We start from the raw sequence: 16,281 nt of genomic DNA, 5'->3' as shown, positions 1-16,281 counted from the left end.
TTGACCCAAAGGTCAGAAACTCGTTGACCGAAAAGTCAGACATGACTAGATTCGGCGCAAAGCGGTTAACAACAATAATGAGTCTGCGAGGCCTTCCGTGATCCAGTTTTTACTTAACCAGGAACTCCGTAGCGAGCACGCCCTGGACCCCAACCTGACCGTGCTCAACTACCTGCGCGAGCATGTGGGCAAACCCGGCACCAAGGAAGGCTGCGCCAGCGGCGATTGCGGCGCCTGCACCGTGGTGGTCGGTGAACTGCACAGCGATGAGCAAGGCGCCGAGCGCATTCGCTATCGCAGCCTCAATGCCTGCCTGACGTTTGTGGCGTCGTTGCATGGCAAACAACTGATCAGCGTCGAAGACCTCAAGCATCAGGGCCAACTGCACAGCGTGCAACAGGCCATGGTGGAGTGCCACGGCTCGCAATGCGGCTTTTGCACCCCCGGTTTTGTGATGTCGTTGTTCGCCCTGCAAAAGAACAGCGACGCCCCCGACCGCGAGAAAGCCCATGAAGCCCTGGCCGGTAACCTCTGCCGCTGCACCGGTTATCGCCCGATCCTCGCCGCCGCTGAACAGGCCTGCGGCAACAAACCCCAGGATCAGTTCGACAGCCGTGAGGCCCAGACCATCGCCCGTCTCAAGGCCATCGCGCCGACGCAAACCGCTGAACTCAACAGCGGCGACAAACGCTGCCTGGTGCCGCTGACCGTCGCCGACCTGGCCGACCTCTACGACGCCTACCCCCAGGCCCGCCTGCTGGCCGGCGGCACCGACCTGGCGCTGGAAGTCACGCAGTTCCACCGCACGCTGCCGGTTATGATCTACGTCGGCAATATCGACGAGATGAAGCGCATCGAGACGTTCGACGATCGCCTGGAAATCGGCGCCGCCGCCGCCCTCTCCGATTGCTATACCGCGCTGCACCACGAATACCCGGACTTCGGCGAACTGCTGCAGCGCTTCGCCTCCCTGCAAATCCGCAACCAGGGCACCTTGGGCGGCAACATCGGCAATGCCTCGCCGATCGGTGATTCGCCGCCGCTGCTGATCGCCCTCGGCGCGCAGATCGTGCTGTGCAAGGGCAACGTCCGGCGCACCCTGGCGCTGGAAGATTACTTCATCGACTACCGCGTCACCGCGCGCCAGGACAGCGAGTTCATCGAGAAGATCATCGTGCCCAAGGGCCACGCGCGGTTCCGTGCGTACAAGGTATCCAAGCGCCTGGACGATGACATTTCCGCAGTGTGCGCGGCGTTCAACCTGAAGATCGATAACGCTGTGATCAGCGACGCCCGCGTTGCCTTCGGGGGCATGGCCGCCACGCCAAAACGCGCCAAACACTGCGAGACCGTGCTGATCGGCGCCCCCTGGAATGCCGCCACCGTGGAGCAAGCCTGCGCCGCCCTGGCCGAGGATTTCACTCCGCTGTCGGACTTCCGCGCCAGTAAGGAATACCGCCTGCTCAGCGCACAAAACCTGCTGCGCAAATACTTCATCGAACTGCAAACGCCGCACATCGAGACTCGGGTGACCGCTTATGTCTAACCACCACGCCGTGGCAAAAACCCAGGCCGAACTGGCCGAACTGTTTGCCCAGGACCTGACCTGTGGGGTCGGGCGCAGCGTCAAGCATGACAGCGCCGCCAAGCACGTCTGCGGCGAAGCGCAGTACATCGATGACCGCCTGGAATTCCCCAACCAGTTGCACCTGAATGCGCGCCTGTCCGACCGCGCCCACGCGAAGATCCTGCGCATCGATACCGCGCCCTGCTACGCCTTCGACGGTGTGCGCATCGTCATCACCCACGAAGACGTGCCAGGGCTCAAAGACATCGGCCCGCTGCTGCCGGGTGATCCGTTGCTGGCCATCGACACCGTGCAGTTCGTCGGCCAGGTGGTGCTCGCCGTGGCCGCCCGCGACCTGGAAACCGCGCGTAAAGCGGCGCTGGCCGCGGTGATCGAATACGAAGACCTGGAGCCGGTGCTGGACGTGGTCGAAGCCTATCGCAACCAGCACTTCGTGCTGGACAGCCACACCCATCAACGCGGTGATTCGGCGGCGGCGCTGGTGGCCGCGAAGCACCGCATCCAGGGCACGCTGCATATCGGTGGCCAGGAACACTTCTACCTGGAAACCCAGATTTCCTCGGTCATGCCGACCGAAGACGGCGGCATGATCGTCTACTGCTCCACGCAAAACCCCACCGAGGTGCAGAAGCTGGTGGCCGAAGTGCTGGACGTGTCTATGAACAACATCGTCGTCGACATGCGCCGCATGGGTGGCGGCTTCGGCGGCAAGGAAACCCAGGCCGCCAGCCCGGCGTGCCTGTGTGCGGTGGTCGCGCACCTGACCGGGCAGCCGACCAAGATGCGCCTGCCGCGCGTCGAAGACATGCTGATGACCGGCAAGCGCCACCCCTTCTATATCGAATACGACGTGGGCTTCGACGACAGCGGTCGACTGCACGGCATCCAGCTGGAGCTGGCAGGTAACTGCGGCTGCTCGCCGGACCTATCGAACTCGATTGTCGACCGCGCCATGTTCCACGCCGACAACGCGTATTACCTGGGCGATGCCACGGTCAACGGCCATCGCTGCAAGACCAACACCGCGTCCAACACCGCCTATCGCGGCTTCGGTGGCCCGCAAGGCATGGTCGCCATCGAAGAAGTGATGGACGCCATCGCCCGCCATCTGGCCCTCGACCCGCTGGCCGTGCGCAAAGCCAACTATTACGGCAAGACCGAGCGCAACGTCACGCACTACTACCAAACCGTCGAGCACAACCTGCTCGAAGAGATGACCGCCGAGCTTGAGGCCAGCAGCCAATACGCCGAGCGCCGCGAAGCGATCCGCCGCTACAACGCCCACAGCCCGATCCTGAAAAAAGGCCTGGCGCTGACCCCAGTGAAATTCGGCATCTCCTTCACCGCCAGCTTCCTCAACCAGGCCGGGGCGCTGATCCATATCTACACCGATGGCAGCATCCACCTGAACCACGGCGGCACCGAGATGGGCCAGGGCTTGAACACCAAGGTTGCGCAAGTGGTGGCCGAGGTGTTCCAGGTGAACATCGACCGTGTGCAGATCACCGCCACCAACACCGACAAGGTGCCCAACACCTCGCCGACAGCAGCCTCCAGCGGTGCCGACCTGAACGGCAAGGCCGCGCAGAACGCCGCCGAAATCATCAAGCAACGCCTGGTTGAATTTGCCGCACGCAAATTCGAGGTGAGCGAAGCGGACGTGGCATTCCACAACGGCCATGTGCGCGTGCGCGAGCAGATCCTGAGCTTTGAAAGCCTGATCCAGCAGGCGTATTTCGCCCAGGTGTCGTTGTCGAGCACCGGCTTCTACAAGACCCCGAAAATCTTCTACGACCGCAGCCAGGCGCGCGGTCGGCCGTTCTACTACTTCGCGTTCGGCGCGGCCTGCTGCGAAGTGATCGTCGATACCCTGACCGGCGAATACAAGATGCTGCGCACCGATATCCTCCACGATGTGGGCGCCTCGCTGAACCCGGCCATCGACATCGGGCAGGTGGAAGGCGGCTTTATCCAGGGCATGGGCTGGCTGACCATGGAAGAGCTGGTATGGAACGACAAGGGCAAGCTGATGACGAACGGCCCGGCCAGCTACAAGATCCCGGCCGTTGCCGACATGCCCCTGGATTTGCGCGTGAAGCTGGTGGAAAACCGCAAGAACCCGGAAGACACGGTGTTCCATTCCAAGGCCGTGGGCGAACCGCCGTTCATGCTCGGGATTGCTTCGTGGTGCGCGATCAAGGATGCAGTGGCGAGCCTGGGCGACTATCGCCACCAGCCGAACATCGATGCGCCGGCGACGCCTGAGCGGGTGTTGTGGGGGTGTGAACAGATGCGGAAGTTGGCTGCTGCGAAGGCGGTTGAGGCTGAAACCGAGATGGCTTCGCTTTGAATCGAGGCGCTGCCATCGGGGGCAAGTCGAATCGTCGCACCGCCCCTCCCACATTTTTGACCTGTGAATACATTCAAGTGTGGGAGGGGGCTTGCCCCCGATGACGGTAGAACTGACAACAGAAATGTTGAGGTAGACATGAACAACTGGATCAGCGCCCTCGCCAACCTGCAAAACCAGGGCGAACCCTGCGTACTGGTGACCATCATCGAAGAGCTCGGCTCCACGCCGCGCAATGCCGGTTCGAAGATGGTGATCAGCGCCGCGCAGACGTTCGACACCATCGGCGGCGGGCACCTGGAATACAAGGCGATGCAGCTCGCCCGCGACATGCTCGCCCGCCGCCAGCAACACACCCATCTGGAGCGCTTCAGCCTCGGCGCGAGCCTGGGCCAGTGCTGTGGCGGCGCGACCGTGCTGCTGTTCGAACCGATGGGCCAAGTGCAGGCACAGATCGCCGTATTTGGCGCCGGCCACGTAGGCCGCGCACTGGTGCCGTTGCTGGCGAGCCTGCCGTGTCGGGTGCGCTGGATCGATTCGCGCGAGCAAGAGTTCCCGGAACACATCCCACAGGGCGTGCGTAAAATCGTCAGCGAAGAACCGGTCGACGAAATTGCCGACCTGCCCGTGGGCAGTTACTGCATCGTGATGACCCACAATCACGCGCTGGACCTGGAGCTCAGCGCCGCCCTGCTCAAGCGCAATGACTTTGCCTACTTCGGCCTGATCGGTTCGAAGACCAAGCGCGTCAAGTTCGAACACCGCCTGCGTGATCGCGGCGTCGACACCGCACAGCTGCAACGCATGCGCTGCCCCATGGGCCTTAGCGAGGTGAAGGGCAAATTGCCGGTGGAAATCGCCATCTCCATCGCCGGGGAAATCATCGCCACCTACAACGCCCATTTCGGCCAGCACACCGCGAGCGCCGAACCGATTGCCCAACTGCTGCCGGCCTCGCGCCGCAGTCAAGCTGCCACTTTTGCCAAAAATTGAGATCACCATGCCTTTGACGCGCAAAGCCTACCGTGCCGCCATCCTGCACAGCCTCGCCGACCCCGCTGAAGTGGGGATCGAGGCGTCCTACGAGTATTTCGAAGACGGCCTGCTGGTCATCGACAACGGTCGGATCAGTGCCTTGGGGCACGCCCGTGACCTGCTGCCGAGCCTGCCCGCCGAGGTCGAAATCACCCATTACCAGGACGCGCTGATCACCCCCGGCCTGATCGACACGCATATCCACCTGCCGCAAACCGGCATGGTCGGCGCCTATGGCGAACAGCTGCTGGATTGGCTCAACACCTACACCTTCCCCTGCGAACGCCAGTTCGCCGACAAGGCCCACGCCGAGGAAGTCGCGGATATCTTCATCAAGGAGTTGCTGCGCAACGGCACCACCACCGCGCTGGTGTTCGGCAGCGTGCATCCGCAATCGGTGAATGCGTTCTTCGAAGCCGCCGAAAAACTCGACCTGCGCATGATCGCCGGCAAGGTGATGATGGACCGCAACGCTCCAGACTACCTGACCGACACCGCCGAATCCGGCTACCAGGAGAGCAAGGCGCTGATCGAACGCTGGCACGGCAAGGGCCGCCTGCACTATGCGGTGACGCCACGCTTCGCCCCCACCAGCACGCCGCAGCAATTGGCGCTGGCCGGGCAACTGCTGGGCGAATACCCGGACCTGTACATGCAGACGCACATCAGTGAGAACAAGCAGGAAGTCGAGTGGGTCAACGAACTGTTTCCTGAGCGCAGCGGCTACCTGGATGTGTACGACCACTACAAGCTACTGGGCGAACGCTCGGTGTTTGCCCACGGCGTGCACCTGTGCGATGACGAATGCGCGCGGTTGGCGCAAACCGGCTCGGCAGTCGCATTCTGCCCGACCTCGAACCTGTTCCTCGGCAGCGGGCTGTTCAACCTGCCAATGGCCGAGAAGCACAAACTCAACGTGGGCCTGGGCACTGACGTGGGCGGCGGCACCAGTTTCTCGTTGCTGCAGACGCTGAACGAAGCCTACAAGGTCATGCAACTGCAGGGCGCACGATTGAGCCCGTTCAAGTCGCTGTACCTGGCCACACTGGGCGGTGCGCGGGCGCTGCGACTGGAAGACAAGATCGGCACGTTGCAGCCGGGCACCGATGCGGACTTCCTGGTGCTGGACTACAACGCCACGCCGTTGCTCAGCTACCGCATGAAGCAGGCGAAGGACATTGCCGAGCGGTTGTTTGTGCTGATGACGCTGGGGGATGATCGGGCGGTGTTGCAGACCTACGCGGCCGGCAGTCTAGTCCACCAACGCTAATTTCAAATACGCCACAAACCCAAATGTGGGAGGGTTTACAGTTTGACCGAAGAGCGCCCTGGCTTCTTGCTCAGCAACAAATGCGAGAACACCGCGTGCAGATCATCCGACGCGCTTTCCTCATCGAGGTTGAGCTTGCTGTCGATGTGATCCATGTGATGCATCATCAAACTCACCGCCAGCGCCGCGTCCCGGGCTTCGATCGCATCGATCAACTGGGTGTGTTCATCGTAGGAACAGTGCGAGCGGTTACCGCTTTCGTACTGGGCGATGATCAACGAGGTCTGGGACACCAGGCTGCGCTGGAAGCTGATCAGCGGCGCGTTCTTCGCCGCTTCGGCCAGCTTCAGATGGAACTCTCCGGAAAGGCGGATACCGGCACCGCGATCACCGCGGGAGAAGCTGTCGCGTTCGTCGTTGACCATCTGTCGCAACTCGGCCAACTGCTCAGCCGTGGCGTGCTGCACCGCCAGTTCCGTGATCGCCCGCTCGACCAGACGTCGGGCCAGGAACACCTGGCGCGCTTCTTCGACACTGGGGCTGGCCACCACGGCGCCACGATTTGGCCGCAGTAGCACCACGCCTTCATGGGCCAAACGCGACAGCGCGCGGCGAATGATGGTGCGGCTGACGCCGAAGATTTCGCCCAGTGCCTCTTCGCTCAACTTGGTACCGGGAGCCAGGCGTTGTTCGAGGATCGCCTCGAAGATATGCGCGTAGACGATATCGTCCTGGGTTCCACTGCGACCGGTCTTGCCGGCTCGCGGTTGTTTCTTGAGAGGTTGCAACTGTTCGTTCATGGGCACTCGGGTCGGGAGAACGGCGGCGAATTAACGGTAATACGGCAACAAAGATGCGCTGGCAAGTATCGCCTAAAATCAGCGCACATTGTACACAACCCCATGTGCCAACACACTGTACGGCTGTTTGCGGCCCCGGCTGTATTGCAATGAATCGTTACGTTTGAGTTTAGGCTTGAATCTGCGCCTTCACTGGCAAACTCCCAGGTAAAAGGAAACACCTCGCCATGACCGACGCCACCCAAGCGCCCTTGCGCCCGCTGGCCGATACTTCTCCCTCGGCCATCGTCGCCGGTTTCATCGCCATGATGACCGGCTACACCAGCTCCCTGGTGCTGATGTTCCAGGCCGGCCAAGCCGCCGGTTTGACCACCGCGCAGATTTCCTCGTGGATCTGGGCGATTTCCATCGGCATGGCGGTGTGCAGCATCGGCCTGTCCCTGCGCTACCGCACGCCGATCACCATTGCCTGGTCGACGCCCGGCGCGGCGCTGTTAATCACCAGCCTCGGCGGCGTCAGTTACGGCGAAGCCATTGGCGCCTACATCACCTGCGCGGTGCTGGTGACGCTCTGCGGGCTGACCGGCAGCTTCGAAAAGCTGGTCAAACGCATCCCGGCGTCTCTGGCGGCGGCCTTGCTGGCGGGGATTCTGTTCAAGATCGGCAGCGAGATTTTCGTCGCCGCGCAACATCGCACCGGCCTGGTACTGGGGATGTTTTTCACCTACCTGATCATCAAACGCCTGTCGCCGCGGTATGCGGTGCTCGCCGCGCTGGTGATCGGCAGCGTGCTGTCCGGGCTGATGGGGCTCCTGGATTTCAGCGGCTTTCACCTGGAAGTGGCAACGCCGGTCTGGACCACGCCGCACTTCTCGCTGGCGGCGACCATCAGCATCGGCATCCCGCTGTTCGTGGTGGCGATGACCTCGCAGAACATGCCGGGCGTGGCCGTGTTGCGCGCCGACGGCTACAACGTGCCCGCGTCGCCGCTAATCACCGTCACCGGCCTGGCCTCGCTGGTGCTGGCGCCGTTCGGCTCCCACGGCATCAACCTGGCGGCGATCAGTGCGGCGATCTGCACCGGGCCCCACGCTCATGAAGACCGTAACAAGCGCTACACGGCGGCTGTCTGGTGTGGGGTGTTCTACGGCATTGCCGGGGTGTTCGGCGCCACATTGGCGGCCTTGTTCGCAGCGCTGCCCAAAGAGCTGGTGCTGTCGATTGCGGCGTTGGCCTTGTTTGGCTCGATCATCAATGGCTTGAGCATTGCCATGAATCAGCCGAAGGAACGGGAAGCGGCGCTGATCACCTTTATGGTCACCGCGTCAGGCTTGACGTTGTTTTCCATCGGGTCGGCGTTCTGGGGAATTGTGGCGGGGGTGTTGACGCTGCTGATTCTGAACTGGCGCAAGGCCTGAGTGTTTAAGGCCCCATAACGAAACAGCGACCCGGGCGGGTCGCTGTTTCATGACATCAGACGGCCGAGTTGATCGACGTCTCTGGATGCCAAGCGTCCAACAGCGCGCTTACTTCAACGCGAGTCAGCTCTGCGCGGGCCTTGAGCCACGCTTCAACGGTTGCACGTTGCTCTTCGGTGACCGAACCACGAGTGGCTTTGCACACCAGACCGAAGTCATCGCCGCCGACGTAGTCGAGGCCATTGCCGTCCATCGCTTCGGTCAGGAACGCTTCGAGGAACGCGTCAACCGCTGCATCGTCCAAACCTTCTTTGAAATCCAGGTTCAGTTCGAAACCCAGCTCTTGAAATTCATCAACGCACAGTTTTTTGCGCAGACGCCGGGAACGGTTAGTCGCCATTGGAACAATCCTCATAAGTAATAACGGGCGGCACTTTAGCAGTTTAAGGAAGCGATTGCCCGATTCTCTAGGACAGGCGGCGAAATGCTCGGAAAAAAAACGCCGATTAGCAGCTATCGTTCAGCTACAAGTGGCTCCAGCTTGGGGCATAATGCCGACACTTTCATGACCACTGGGGGATTTTCTTACATAACCCTCGCCTTTTTTCACCCTCCTCAGCAGTAGGGTCTTATTTCTTATGATCAAATCTTTGCGTCCATTGCTCCTTGCCGGCTTTCTCCTGCCGCTGGCCTTTTCCGCCACCGCCGCCCCGATCAACAACACCCTGCCGCCCAATGTTGCACAGGCCCTGCAGAAGGCCAAACTGCAAAACACCGCACTGTCCCTGGTGATGCTCCCGCTGAACGGTCCCGGCACACCCACCGTATTCAACGCCGACGTCTCGGTGAACCCGGCCTCTACCATGAAGCTGGTCACCACCTACGCGGCCCTGGAAATGCTCGGCCCCAACCACCAGTGGAAGACCGAGTTCTACACCGACGGCACCCTCAGCGGTGGCGTGTTGCGCGGCAACCTGTACCTCAAGGGTGGCGGCGACCCCAAGCTGAACATGGAAAAACTCTGGCTGCTGATGCGTGACCTGCGAGCCAATGGCGTGCAGCAAGTCACTGGCGACCTGGTACTGGACCGTAGCTTCTTTATCCAGCCACAACTGCCGGAATTCAATGACGACGGCAATGACGAGAACAAACCGTTCCTGGTCAAGCCCGATGCCCTGCTGGTCAACCTCAAGGCCTTGCGCTTCGTGACGCGCAACGATTCGGGACGCGTGATCGTGTCGGTCGAGCCGCCGATTGCCAGCATTCGCATCGACAATCAGGTCAAGGTATCCAACGCCAAGCAGTGTACCGGTGACGTGCGCTACAACCCGGTGACGGCGGCCGATGGCAGCATCACAGTAACCGTCAGCGGCCAGTTGGGCGAAGGCTGCAGTTCGCAGACCTACTTGTCGCTGCTCGACCACGCCACGTATACCGCCGGCGCCGTGCGGGCGATCTGGCAGGAATTGGGCGGCACCATCCAGGGCCGCGACATCCAAGCTCCGGTGCCCAAGGACGCCAAGGTACTGGCACGGGCCTTCTCGCCGGACCTGGCGGAAATCATCCGCGACATCAACAAATACAGTAACAACACCATGGCCCAGCAATTGTTCCTGAGCCTGGGCGCGCAGTTTCGCAACGATGCCGACGGCGACGATGCCAAGGCCGCCCAACGTGTGGTGCGCCAGTGGCTGGCGAAGAAAGGCATCACTGCACCGCATCTGGTGATGGAGAACGGTTCCGGCCTGTCACGTGCCGAACGCGTCAGTGCCCGTGAAATGGCGGCCATGCTGCAAGCCGCGTGGAAAAGCCCCTACGCGGCTGAGTACATCAGCTCGATGCCGATTGCCGGCACCGACGGCACCATGCGCAAACGCCTGAAGACCACTGCCATGCGCGGCGAAGCCCACGTCAAGACCGGCACCTTGAACACCGTGCGTGCCATCGCCGGGTTCAGCCGCGATAACAACGGCAATACCTGGGTAGTGGTGGCGATTCTCAACGATCCGAAACCGTGGGGTGCGTCGTCGGTGCTCGACCAGGTGCTGCTGGACCTGTATCGCCAGCCGAAGCTGGCGGCGGCGGCGCCAGTCCTCTAGCGTTTGTGGCGAGGGGGCTTGCTCCCGCTGGGCTGCGACGCAGCCCTCAAGCCCGGCCCCGAATGTTATCTGCAAGCATGCGGGGTGTTAATCGGGACCGCTTCGCGGTCCAGCGGGAGCAAGCTCCTTCGCCACAGTTTCGACCCGATCCCTGCCCGCCTGCTTGGCCACGTACACCGCCGAATCCGCGCGCAGCAGCAACCCGTCGACCCCTTCGTCGATCCGCCAACTGGCCACCCCGAAGCTGGCTGTGACGGTCCCCACCGACTCCATCGGCGCGCTGCGCAGCGACTGCCATAACGCCATCGCCAAACTGTAGGCCTGGGTGCTATCGGTATTGGGGCACAACACCATGAACTCCTCGCCGCCCAGGCGACAGAACACATCGCTGCGGCGCAGACGTTGGCTGATGCGCTTGCACAGTTCCTGCAAGACCCCGTCGCCGACCGCATGGCCATATTGGTCGTTGATACGCTTGAAGTGATCGATATCCAGCATGATCACCGACAACGCCCCCGACGTGCGATTCAGGCGGACCATCTCGGCCTTGAGACGATCCTGGAAATACCGGCGGTTGTGAATCCCGGTGAGGGCATCGGTGATGGACAGCGCGCGCAGTTCTTCTTCCACCCGCTTGAGATCGGAAATATCAGACACATAACCATGCCACAGCGTACCGCCGCCCGGCAGTTCCTCCGGCGTGGCCTCACCGCGAATCCAGCGCAGGCCCCGTTGCGGCAACTGCACGCGGTACTCTTCGCGCCAGTGGCTCAATTGCAGCGCGGATAAGCGGATCGACGCACGCACCCGCTCGACGTCCAGGGGGTGGATGCGCTCCAAGACCTGCTTCGCATCCCGTTGCAGCACCCCGGTGTCGATCTCGTAGATATCGCGCATGCCATCGCTGGCGTAGATAAACCGCCAGTTGTCCTGGGGCTCCACGGTGAACTGGAAGATCCCGCCAGGCACATGGGCGCTGAGTTTTTTCAGCAAGCGGTCCCGCACGGCCAGGGCCTCATAGGCGCGTTTTTGCTCGGTGACATCCAGGTAAATCGCCAGGTGCCCGACCCATAAGCCATGCTCATCCAGCAACACGGTGCCGAGCATATTCACCGTCAACTGGCTGCCGTCCTCGCGCACCAGGGTCCACTCGCGGGCCTCCTGCGGGTTGTCCGGGCTTTCCACCAGCATCGCCTGGCTCGGCGGGATTCGCCGGCCCAACGCCACGCTCAAACTCGTCGCGCGCACGTCCAGCTCCGCCGCGACATGCAGGCTTTCCAGGGTCAAGCGGCCGATTACGTGCTCGGCCTTGAACCCCAGCATCTGCTCGGCACCGGCGTTGAAGGTGTTGATCACGCCGTGCAAGCCGGTGGCAATGATTGCAACCTGCGTCGCGGCGTTCAGCACGCTACGCAACTGGCCGTGGGCGCCGCGCAGTTCCTGCTCGCGCAGGCGCAACTGCGCGGTACGCTGCTCCACCAGTTTCAAGGCGCGCTGACGCTGGCTGACCAACATATAGAGCAAGACGCTAAGCAACAGGCTGAAGAGCCCGCCCATGGCCAGGATCGAGACCAGGGAGAAACCGCTGCCCTTTTCGAACACCAGGCTGGGGCGCAGCGTTAGGGCGTAGACATGATCGCCGAGGGTCAGGCGGCGCGTGGCCACCAGATCGCTGTTGGCCAAAGCATTGCTGGACTCGTACAGCAGGCGCTTTTGCTGGTCAGAAGTGTCGACGATCTGCGTCACCAGATTATCGCGATCCGGCTTGGGCAAGCCGTCGGCCATCAACTGGCGCATGCTGATCACGGCCATCACAAAGCCGTAGGGTTCTGTCCCGCCTAGGGAGACGACTGGTGCGACCAATAACACGCCGGTGGCGTAGGCCGGCTCCACACCCACCAACTGCATGGGCTGGGACACTGCCAGCTTACCGCTCGCTTGTGCGCGCTGAAGGGTCGAGCGCCGCAGAGGTTGGGCCAGCAGGTCAAAGCCCAGGGGCGAACCGAGCAGGCTGTGGGTCTGGCTGTACAGGATCGGCACGTATTCATCGCGCTCCACCGCCGGGGCCAACTCACCGAGTGAATTCAGTTCACGTATCCTGAAGGGCAGAGCGCGCTGGCGCGATACTTCCTGCTCAAACTGAACGCGCTGATCACGCAGCACCCGCGGCGCCCAGACATACGCACGGGAACGCAGCAGCAAGGGCTGGGCGAAACCATCGAACTCGTCTCGGGACACGTCACTGGAATTGACGAAAAAGCGTTGCAGGCTGGCCAGACGTTGCTCCTGGTCCTCGAAACGCTCCTGCAGACGGGTGAATCGCTCATTGACCAACAGTTGGAAACGCTGGCGCTCCTGCTGTTGATAGAGGTCGGATGTCGCCCAGGCAATGATGATCGTCAAGGTGCTGCCTGCCAAAAACACCACCAATGCCATCAGCCAAGCCGATACCTGCTCACTGATAAAACCTAGGATCTTCGGGCGAACGGCTTGCAACGGCATAGGCAACACTCACAACGCCAGCGTGCTGGGGTGTCACTTTGGCTGGACGTTTAGTTATAGCTAGCGGCCCTGTATTTGACCAGCGTAAAAAGCCGCAAGACCCGATTATTCGAGGCTTGCGGCTTATGGGGGGGAGCAATCAGCGAGCGGTGATTTTCCAGGCCCGATGGATCTTCGCATTGCGCGCAAAATCCGGGTCGAGGGTCTTGTCGCTGATTTCCTCGACCGCGTAGCGTTCGCTGAGGTTGTCCTCAAGCACAAACTTGCGGAAGTTGTTCGAGAAGTACAGCACGCCACCCGGTGCCAGGCGCGCCATGGCGAGATCGAGCAACTGCACGTGGTCGCGCTGCACGTCGAAGATACCTTCCATGCGCTTGGAGTTGGAGAAGGTCGGCGGGTCGATGAAGATCAGGTCGAACTCATCGCGACTGGCTTCCAGCCACGCCATCACATCACCCTGCTCCAGGCGGTTCTTGTCGGAGAAACCGTTGAGGGAGAAGTTACGACGTGCCCAGTCCAGGTAGGTCTTGGACAGGTCGACGCTGGTGGTGCTGCGCGCGCCACCCTTGGCTGCGTGCACGCTGGCGGTGGCGGTGTAGCAATACAGGTTGAGGAAACGCTTGCCGGCCGCCTCTTTCTGGATGCGCACGCGCATCGGACGGTGGTCGAGGAACAGGCCGGTGTCGAGGTAGTCGGTGAGGTTGACCAGCAGCTTCACGCCGCCTTCGCTGACCTCGGTGAACTTGCCCTGGGCGCTCTGGCGCTCGTACTGCTTGGTGCCGCTTTGACGCTCGCGGCGCTTGACCACCACGCGGTTCTTGTCGATGTTCAGCGCCTGGGGAATGGCCGCCAGGGCATCGAACATGCGTGCGGAGGCTTTTTCCGGGTCGATGGATTTCGGCGCGGCGTATTCCTGCACGTGGACCCAATCGTGATACAGGTCGATGGCCATGGAATATTCCGGCATGTCGGCATCGTAGACGCGGTAGCAATCCACACCTTCACGCTTGGCCCACTTGCCCAGTTGCTTGAGGTTCTTTTGCAGGCGGTTGGCGAACATCTGCCCGCCTTCGCTCAGGCGCGCCTGTTCGACCACGGGAGCGGGCGCCGCTGCAGGTTTGATCGGGTTGCCGTTCTTGTTGTACTGGCGCTCTTGCGGCTCGGTCGGGGCCTGGTCGTAGGCGGCTTGTTCGCGTTCGGCCTGGCGCTGCTCCGGAGTGCGGCGCTCGCCGGTGACGAACTGGTCCGGGTTGACCTTGATCAGCAGCAATTTGCACGGCAAGGCGCCGTTCCAGAACGCATACTGCTTGTGGCTGCGGATGCCCATGCGCTTGCCCAGGTCCGGCGCGCCGGTGAATACCGCCGCTTCCCAGCCCATGCACGCTTGGCGCAGACGCTCGCCGAGGTTCTGGTAAAGGTACAACAAGCTCGCTTCGTCACCCAGGCGCTCGCCGTAGGGCGGGTTGCAGATCACCAGGCCTTTCTGGTTCTGGTCCGGACGCGGCTCGAACGTAGCGACTTCGCCCTGGTACACCTTGATCCAATGGCTGAGGCCGGCACGCTCGATGTTGTTGCGAGCAGGCTGGATCAAGCGCGGATCGGCTTCGTAGCCACGAATCCACAACGGCGGCTTGTTCATGCCGATGGCGGCACGCTCGCTGGCCTCGGTGTGAAGTTTCTTCCACAGCGCCGGGACGTGACCGAGCCAGGTGGTGAAACCCCACAGTTCGCGATTGAGGTTGGGCGCCATATCGGCGGCGATCATCGCGCCTTCCACCAAGAAGGTGCCCACGCCACACATCGGGTCGGTCAGCGCGCCGCCTTCAGCAGCGATGCGCGGCCAGCCGGCACGAATCAGGATCGCTGCCGCGAGGTTTTCCTTCAACGGTGCGGCACCCTGCTGCAGGCGGTAACCGCGCTGGTGCAGGCTGTGGCCGGACAGGTCGAGGGACAGGATCGCTTCGCCACGGTCCAGGCGCAGGTGGATGCGCAGGTCCGGATTGATCTTGTCGATGGACGGACGCTCGCCGGTTGGCGTGCGCAGCTTATCGACGATTGCATCCTTGACCTTCAGCGCGCCGAAGTGGGTGTTGTCGATGCCCGAGCCGTGACCGCTGAATTCCACCGCCAGACTGCCGTCCGGGACCATGTGCTCAGCCCACTCGATATCCAGCACGCCGTGATAGAGGTCTTCGGCGTCCTTCATCGGGAAGCGCTTGAGTACCAGCAACACGCGGTTGGCCAGGCGCGACCAGAGGCACAGGCGGTAAGCAGTTTCCATGTCGGCCATGCCGCGCACGGCCGAGGTGTGCTCGCGGGCTTCCTCAAGGCCAAGCCCGACGGCTTCCTCGATCAGCAGGCCTTCGAGGCCCTTGGGGCAGGTGAGGAAGAGTTCAAAACGGTCCGACATGGGTAATCCAGGCTTTTCAGCAATAAATGAACGGGCGACGCATCGCCGGCTCGGTTTTCAATCAAGCACTTTTCTTGAAGAGTGCTCGCGTGGCACGAATGTGCCGTCCCACCCCGTCTACCGGGCCTTTGGGCCTAGATTGACGGGGCAGAGAGATAATTTTTGCAACAAAAAGAAATATTCAGACCCTTCGTCGAATAGTGACCGACCGTGACGGGCGGGCTTTCTCACCGCAGGAAAAAGCCCATTCTCTTCGCAAGGCACATCATAGCTGGCTTTGCCCAATAAAAGGGGCGAAAAGCCATCCCAGCTTATGGCTATAGCATCACTATTGTGACGTGCTTATGACAAAACGATCATTGAATCCATGTGACCTATTGGTTAGAACTCAACACAGGTCAGCGCCACAACGACGCTGACACATTGGCTCGCCACGCCGGCAGCGAGCCACACCAACGGCAGAAAAACTCTGCCCGGCCCCAGACGAGGCCGAAGGATATCAAGACAGTCAACAAGTGAGGGAAACACCCTATGAGAAGACTTAAGCGTGATCCGTTGGAAAGAGCATTTTTACGCGGATATCAATATGGCGTTCATGGCAAATCCCGTGAGCTTTGCCCATTTACTCTACCGTCGGTACGCCAAGCCTGGATCAACGGCTGGCGAGAAGGACGCGGCGACAACTGGGACGGTATGACAGGCACTGCGGGCATCCACAGACTCAACGAACTTCACGCGGTCGGCTAATCAAGGGCATTTAATTCCGACACCAGCACGAATAGTAGGTAACAACTTAACCACGCACGCCC

The 16,281-nt window shown here is 61.6% G+C and carries 11 protein-coding genes; 7 read left to right on the top strand and 4 right to left on the bottom strand.

The features are described 5' to 3' along the window. The first annotated feature begins 97 nt into the window (after positions 1-97). The 4 genes from xdhA to guaD all read left to right on the top strand — a co-directional run bounded on the left by xdhA (position 98) and on the right by guaD (position 6,243). On the top strand, positions 98-1,546 hold the full coding sequence (xdhA, locus tag ACP7CJ_RS16480; RefSeq protein WP_426100082.1) for a xanthine dehydrogenase small subunit: 1,449 nt from the start codon (positions 98-100) through the stop codon (positions 1,544-1,546). Beyond that, the gene (gene xdhB / locus ACP7CJ_RS16475; RefSeq protein ID WP_426100083.1) at positions 1,539-3,938 is read left to right on the top strand and encodes a xanthine dehydrogenase molybdopterin binding subunit; all 2,400 of its coding nucleotides are present in this window, start codon (positions 1,539-1,541) and stop codon (positions 3,936-3,938) included. Before xdhA ends, xdhB begins: the two co-directional genes overlap by 8 nt. A 138-nt stretch (positions 3,939-4,076) precedes the next feature. Continuing rightward, positions 4,077-4,931 carry a xanthine dehydrogenase accessory protein XdhC gene (gene xdhC / locus ACP7CJ_RS16470; RefSeq protein WP_426100084.1) on the top strand — a complete coding sequence of 285 codons (855 nt, stop codon included), beginning with the start codon at positions 4,077-4,079 and terminating at the stop codon, positions 4,929-4,931. A 7-nt stretch (positions 4,932-4,938) separates the two neighbouring features. Further along, positions 4,939-6,243 carry a guanine deaminase gene (gene guaD / locus ACP7CJ_RS16465; RefSeq protein WP_276194318.1) on the top strand — a complete coding sequence of 435 codons (1,305 nt, stop codon included), beginning with the start codon at positions 4,939-4,941 and terminating at the stop codon, positions 6,241-6,243. A gap of 35 nt (positions 6,244-6,278) precedes the next feature. Here the strand turns inward: guaD and ACP7CJ_RS16460 are convergent, their stop codons facing one another. Then, the gene (locus ACP7CJ_RS16460; RefSeq protein WP_276194319.1) at positions 6,279-7,043 is read right to left on the bottom strand and encodes a GntR family transcriptional regulator; all 765 of its coding nucleotides are present in this window, start codon (positions 7,041-7,043) and stop codon (positions 6,279-6,281) included. A 227-nt stretch (positions 7,044-7,270) separates the two neighbouring features. Between ACP7CJ_RS16460 and ACP7CJ_RS16455 the strand changes: the two genes are divergently transcribed. After that, on the top strand, positions 7,271-8,461 hold the full coding sequence (locus tag ACP7CJ_RS16455; RefSeq protein ID WP_276194320.1) for a benzoate/H(+) symporter BenE family transporter: 1,191 nt from the start codon (positions 7,271-7,273) through the stop codon (positions 8,459-8,461). A 55-nt stretch (positions 8,462-8,516) separates the two neighbouring features. On the opposite strand, the gene ACP7CJ_RS16450 is transcribed toward ACP7CJ_RS16455, so the two are convergent. After that, positions 8,517-8,861, bottom strand: a complete 345-nt coding sequence (locus tag ACP7CJ_RS16450) for a YggL family protein (RefSeq protein ID WP_247400046.1) — start codon at positions 8,859-8,861, stop codon at positions 8,517-8,519. A 238-nt stretch (positions 8,862-9,099) separates the two neighbouring features. Between ACP7CJ_RS16450 and dacB the strand changes: the two genes are divergently transcribed. After that, entirely contained in the window at positions 9,100-10,560 is a 1,461-nt protein-coding gene (dacB, locus tag ACP7CJ_RS16445; protein ID WP_276194321.1) for a D-alanyl-D-alanine carboxypeptidase/D-alanyl-D-alanine endopeptidase, read from the top strand. 87 nt (positions 10,561-10,647) lie between these two features. Here the strand turns inward: dacB and ACP7CJ_RS16440 are convergent, their stop codons facing one another. After that, positions 10,648-13,062, bottom strand: coding sequence for a sensor domain-containing diguanylate cyclase (locus ACP7CJ_RS16440; RefSeq protein ID WP_426100085.1), 2,415 nt, complete (start codon positions 13,060-13,062; stop codon positions 10,648-10,650). Between the two features lie 139 nt (positions 13,063-13,201). Next, positions 13,202-15,472 (bottom strand): bifunctional 23S rRNA (guanine(2069)-N(7))-methyltransferase RlmK/23S rRNA (guanine(2445)-N(2))-methyltransferase RlmL, encoded by a 2,271-nt coding sequence (rlmKL, locus tag ACP7CJ_RS16435; protein WP_426100086.1) that lies wholly within the window; start codon positions 15,470-15,472, stop codon positions 13,202-13,204. 531 nt (positions 15,473-16,003) lie between these two features. Between rlmKL and rmf the strand changes: the two genes are divergently transcribed. Further along, the gene (rmf, locus tag ACP7CJ_RS16430; protein ID WP_002553055.1) at positions 16,004-16,219 is read left to right on the top strand and encodes a ribosome modulation factor; all 216 of its coding nucleotides are present in this window, start codon (positions 16,004-16,006) and stop codon (positions 16,217-16,219) included. Positions 16,220-16,281 lie beyond the last annotated feature (62 nt).

Origin of the sequence: Pseudomonas sp. PSPC3-2 (assembly GCF_049897085.1) — a bacterium.
GTDB classification, from domain to species: domain Bacteria; phylum Pseudomonadota; class Gammaproteobacteria; order Pseudomonadales; family Pseudomonadaceae; genus Aquipseudomonas; species Aquipseudomonas paraveronii.
Note: the sequence above shows the minus strand (reverse complement) of the source record. Positions and strands in the feature narration are given on the sequence as shown.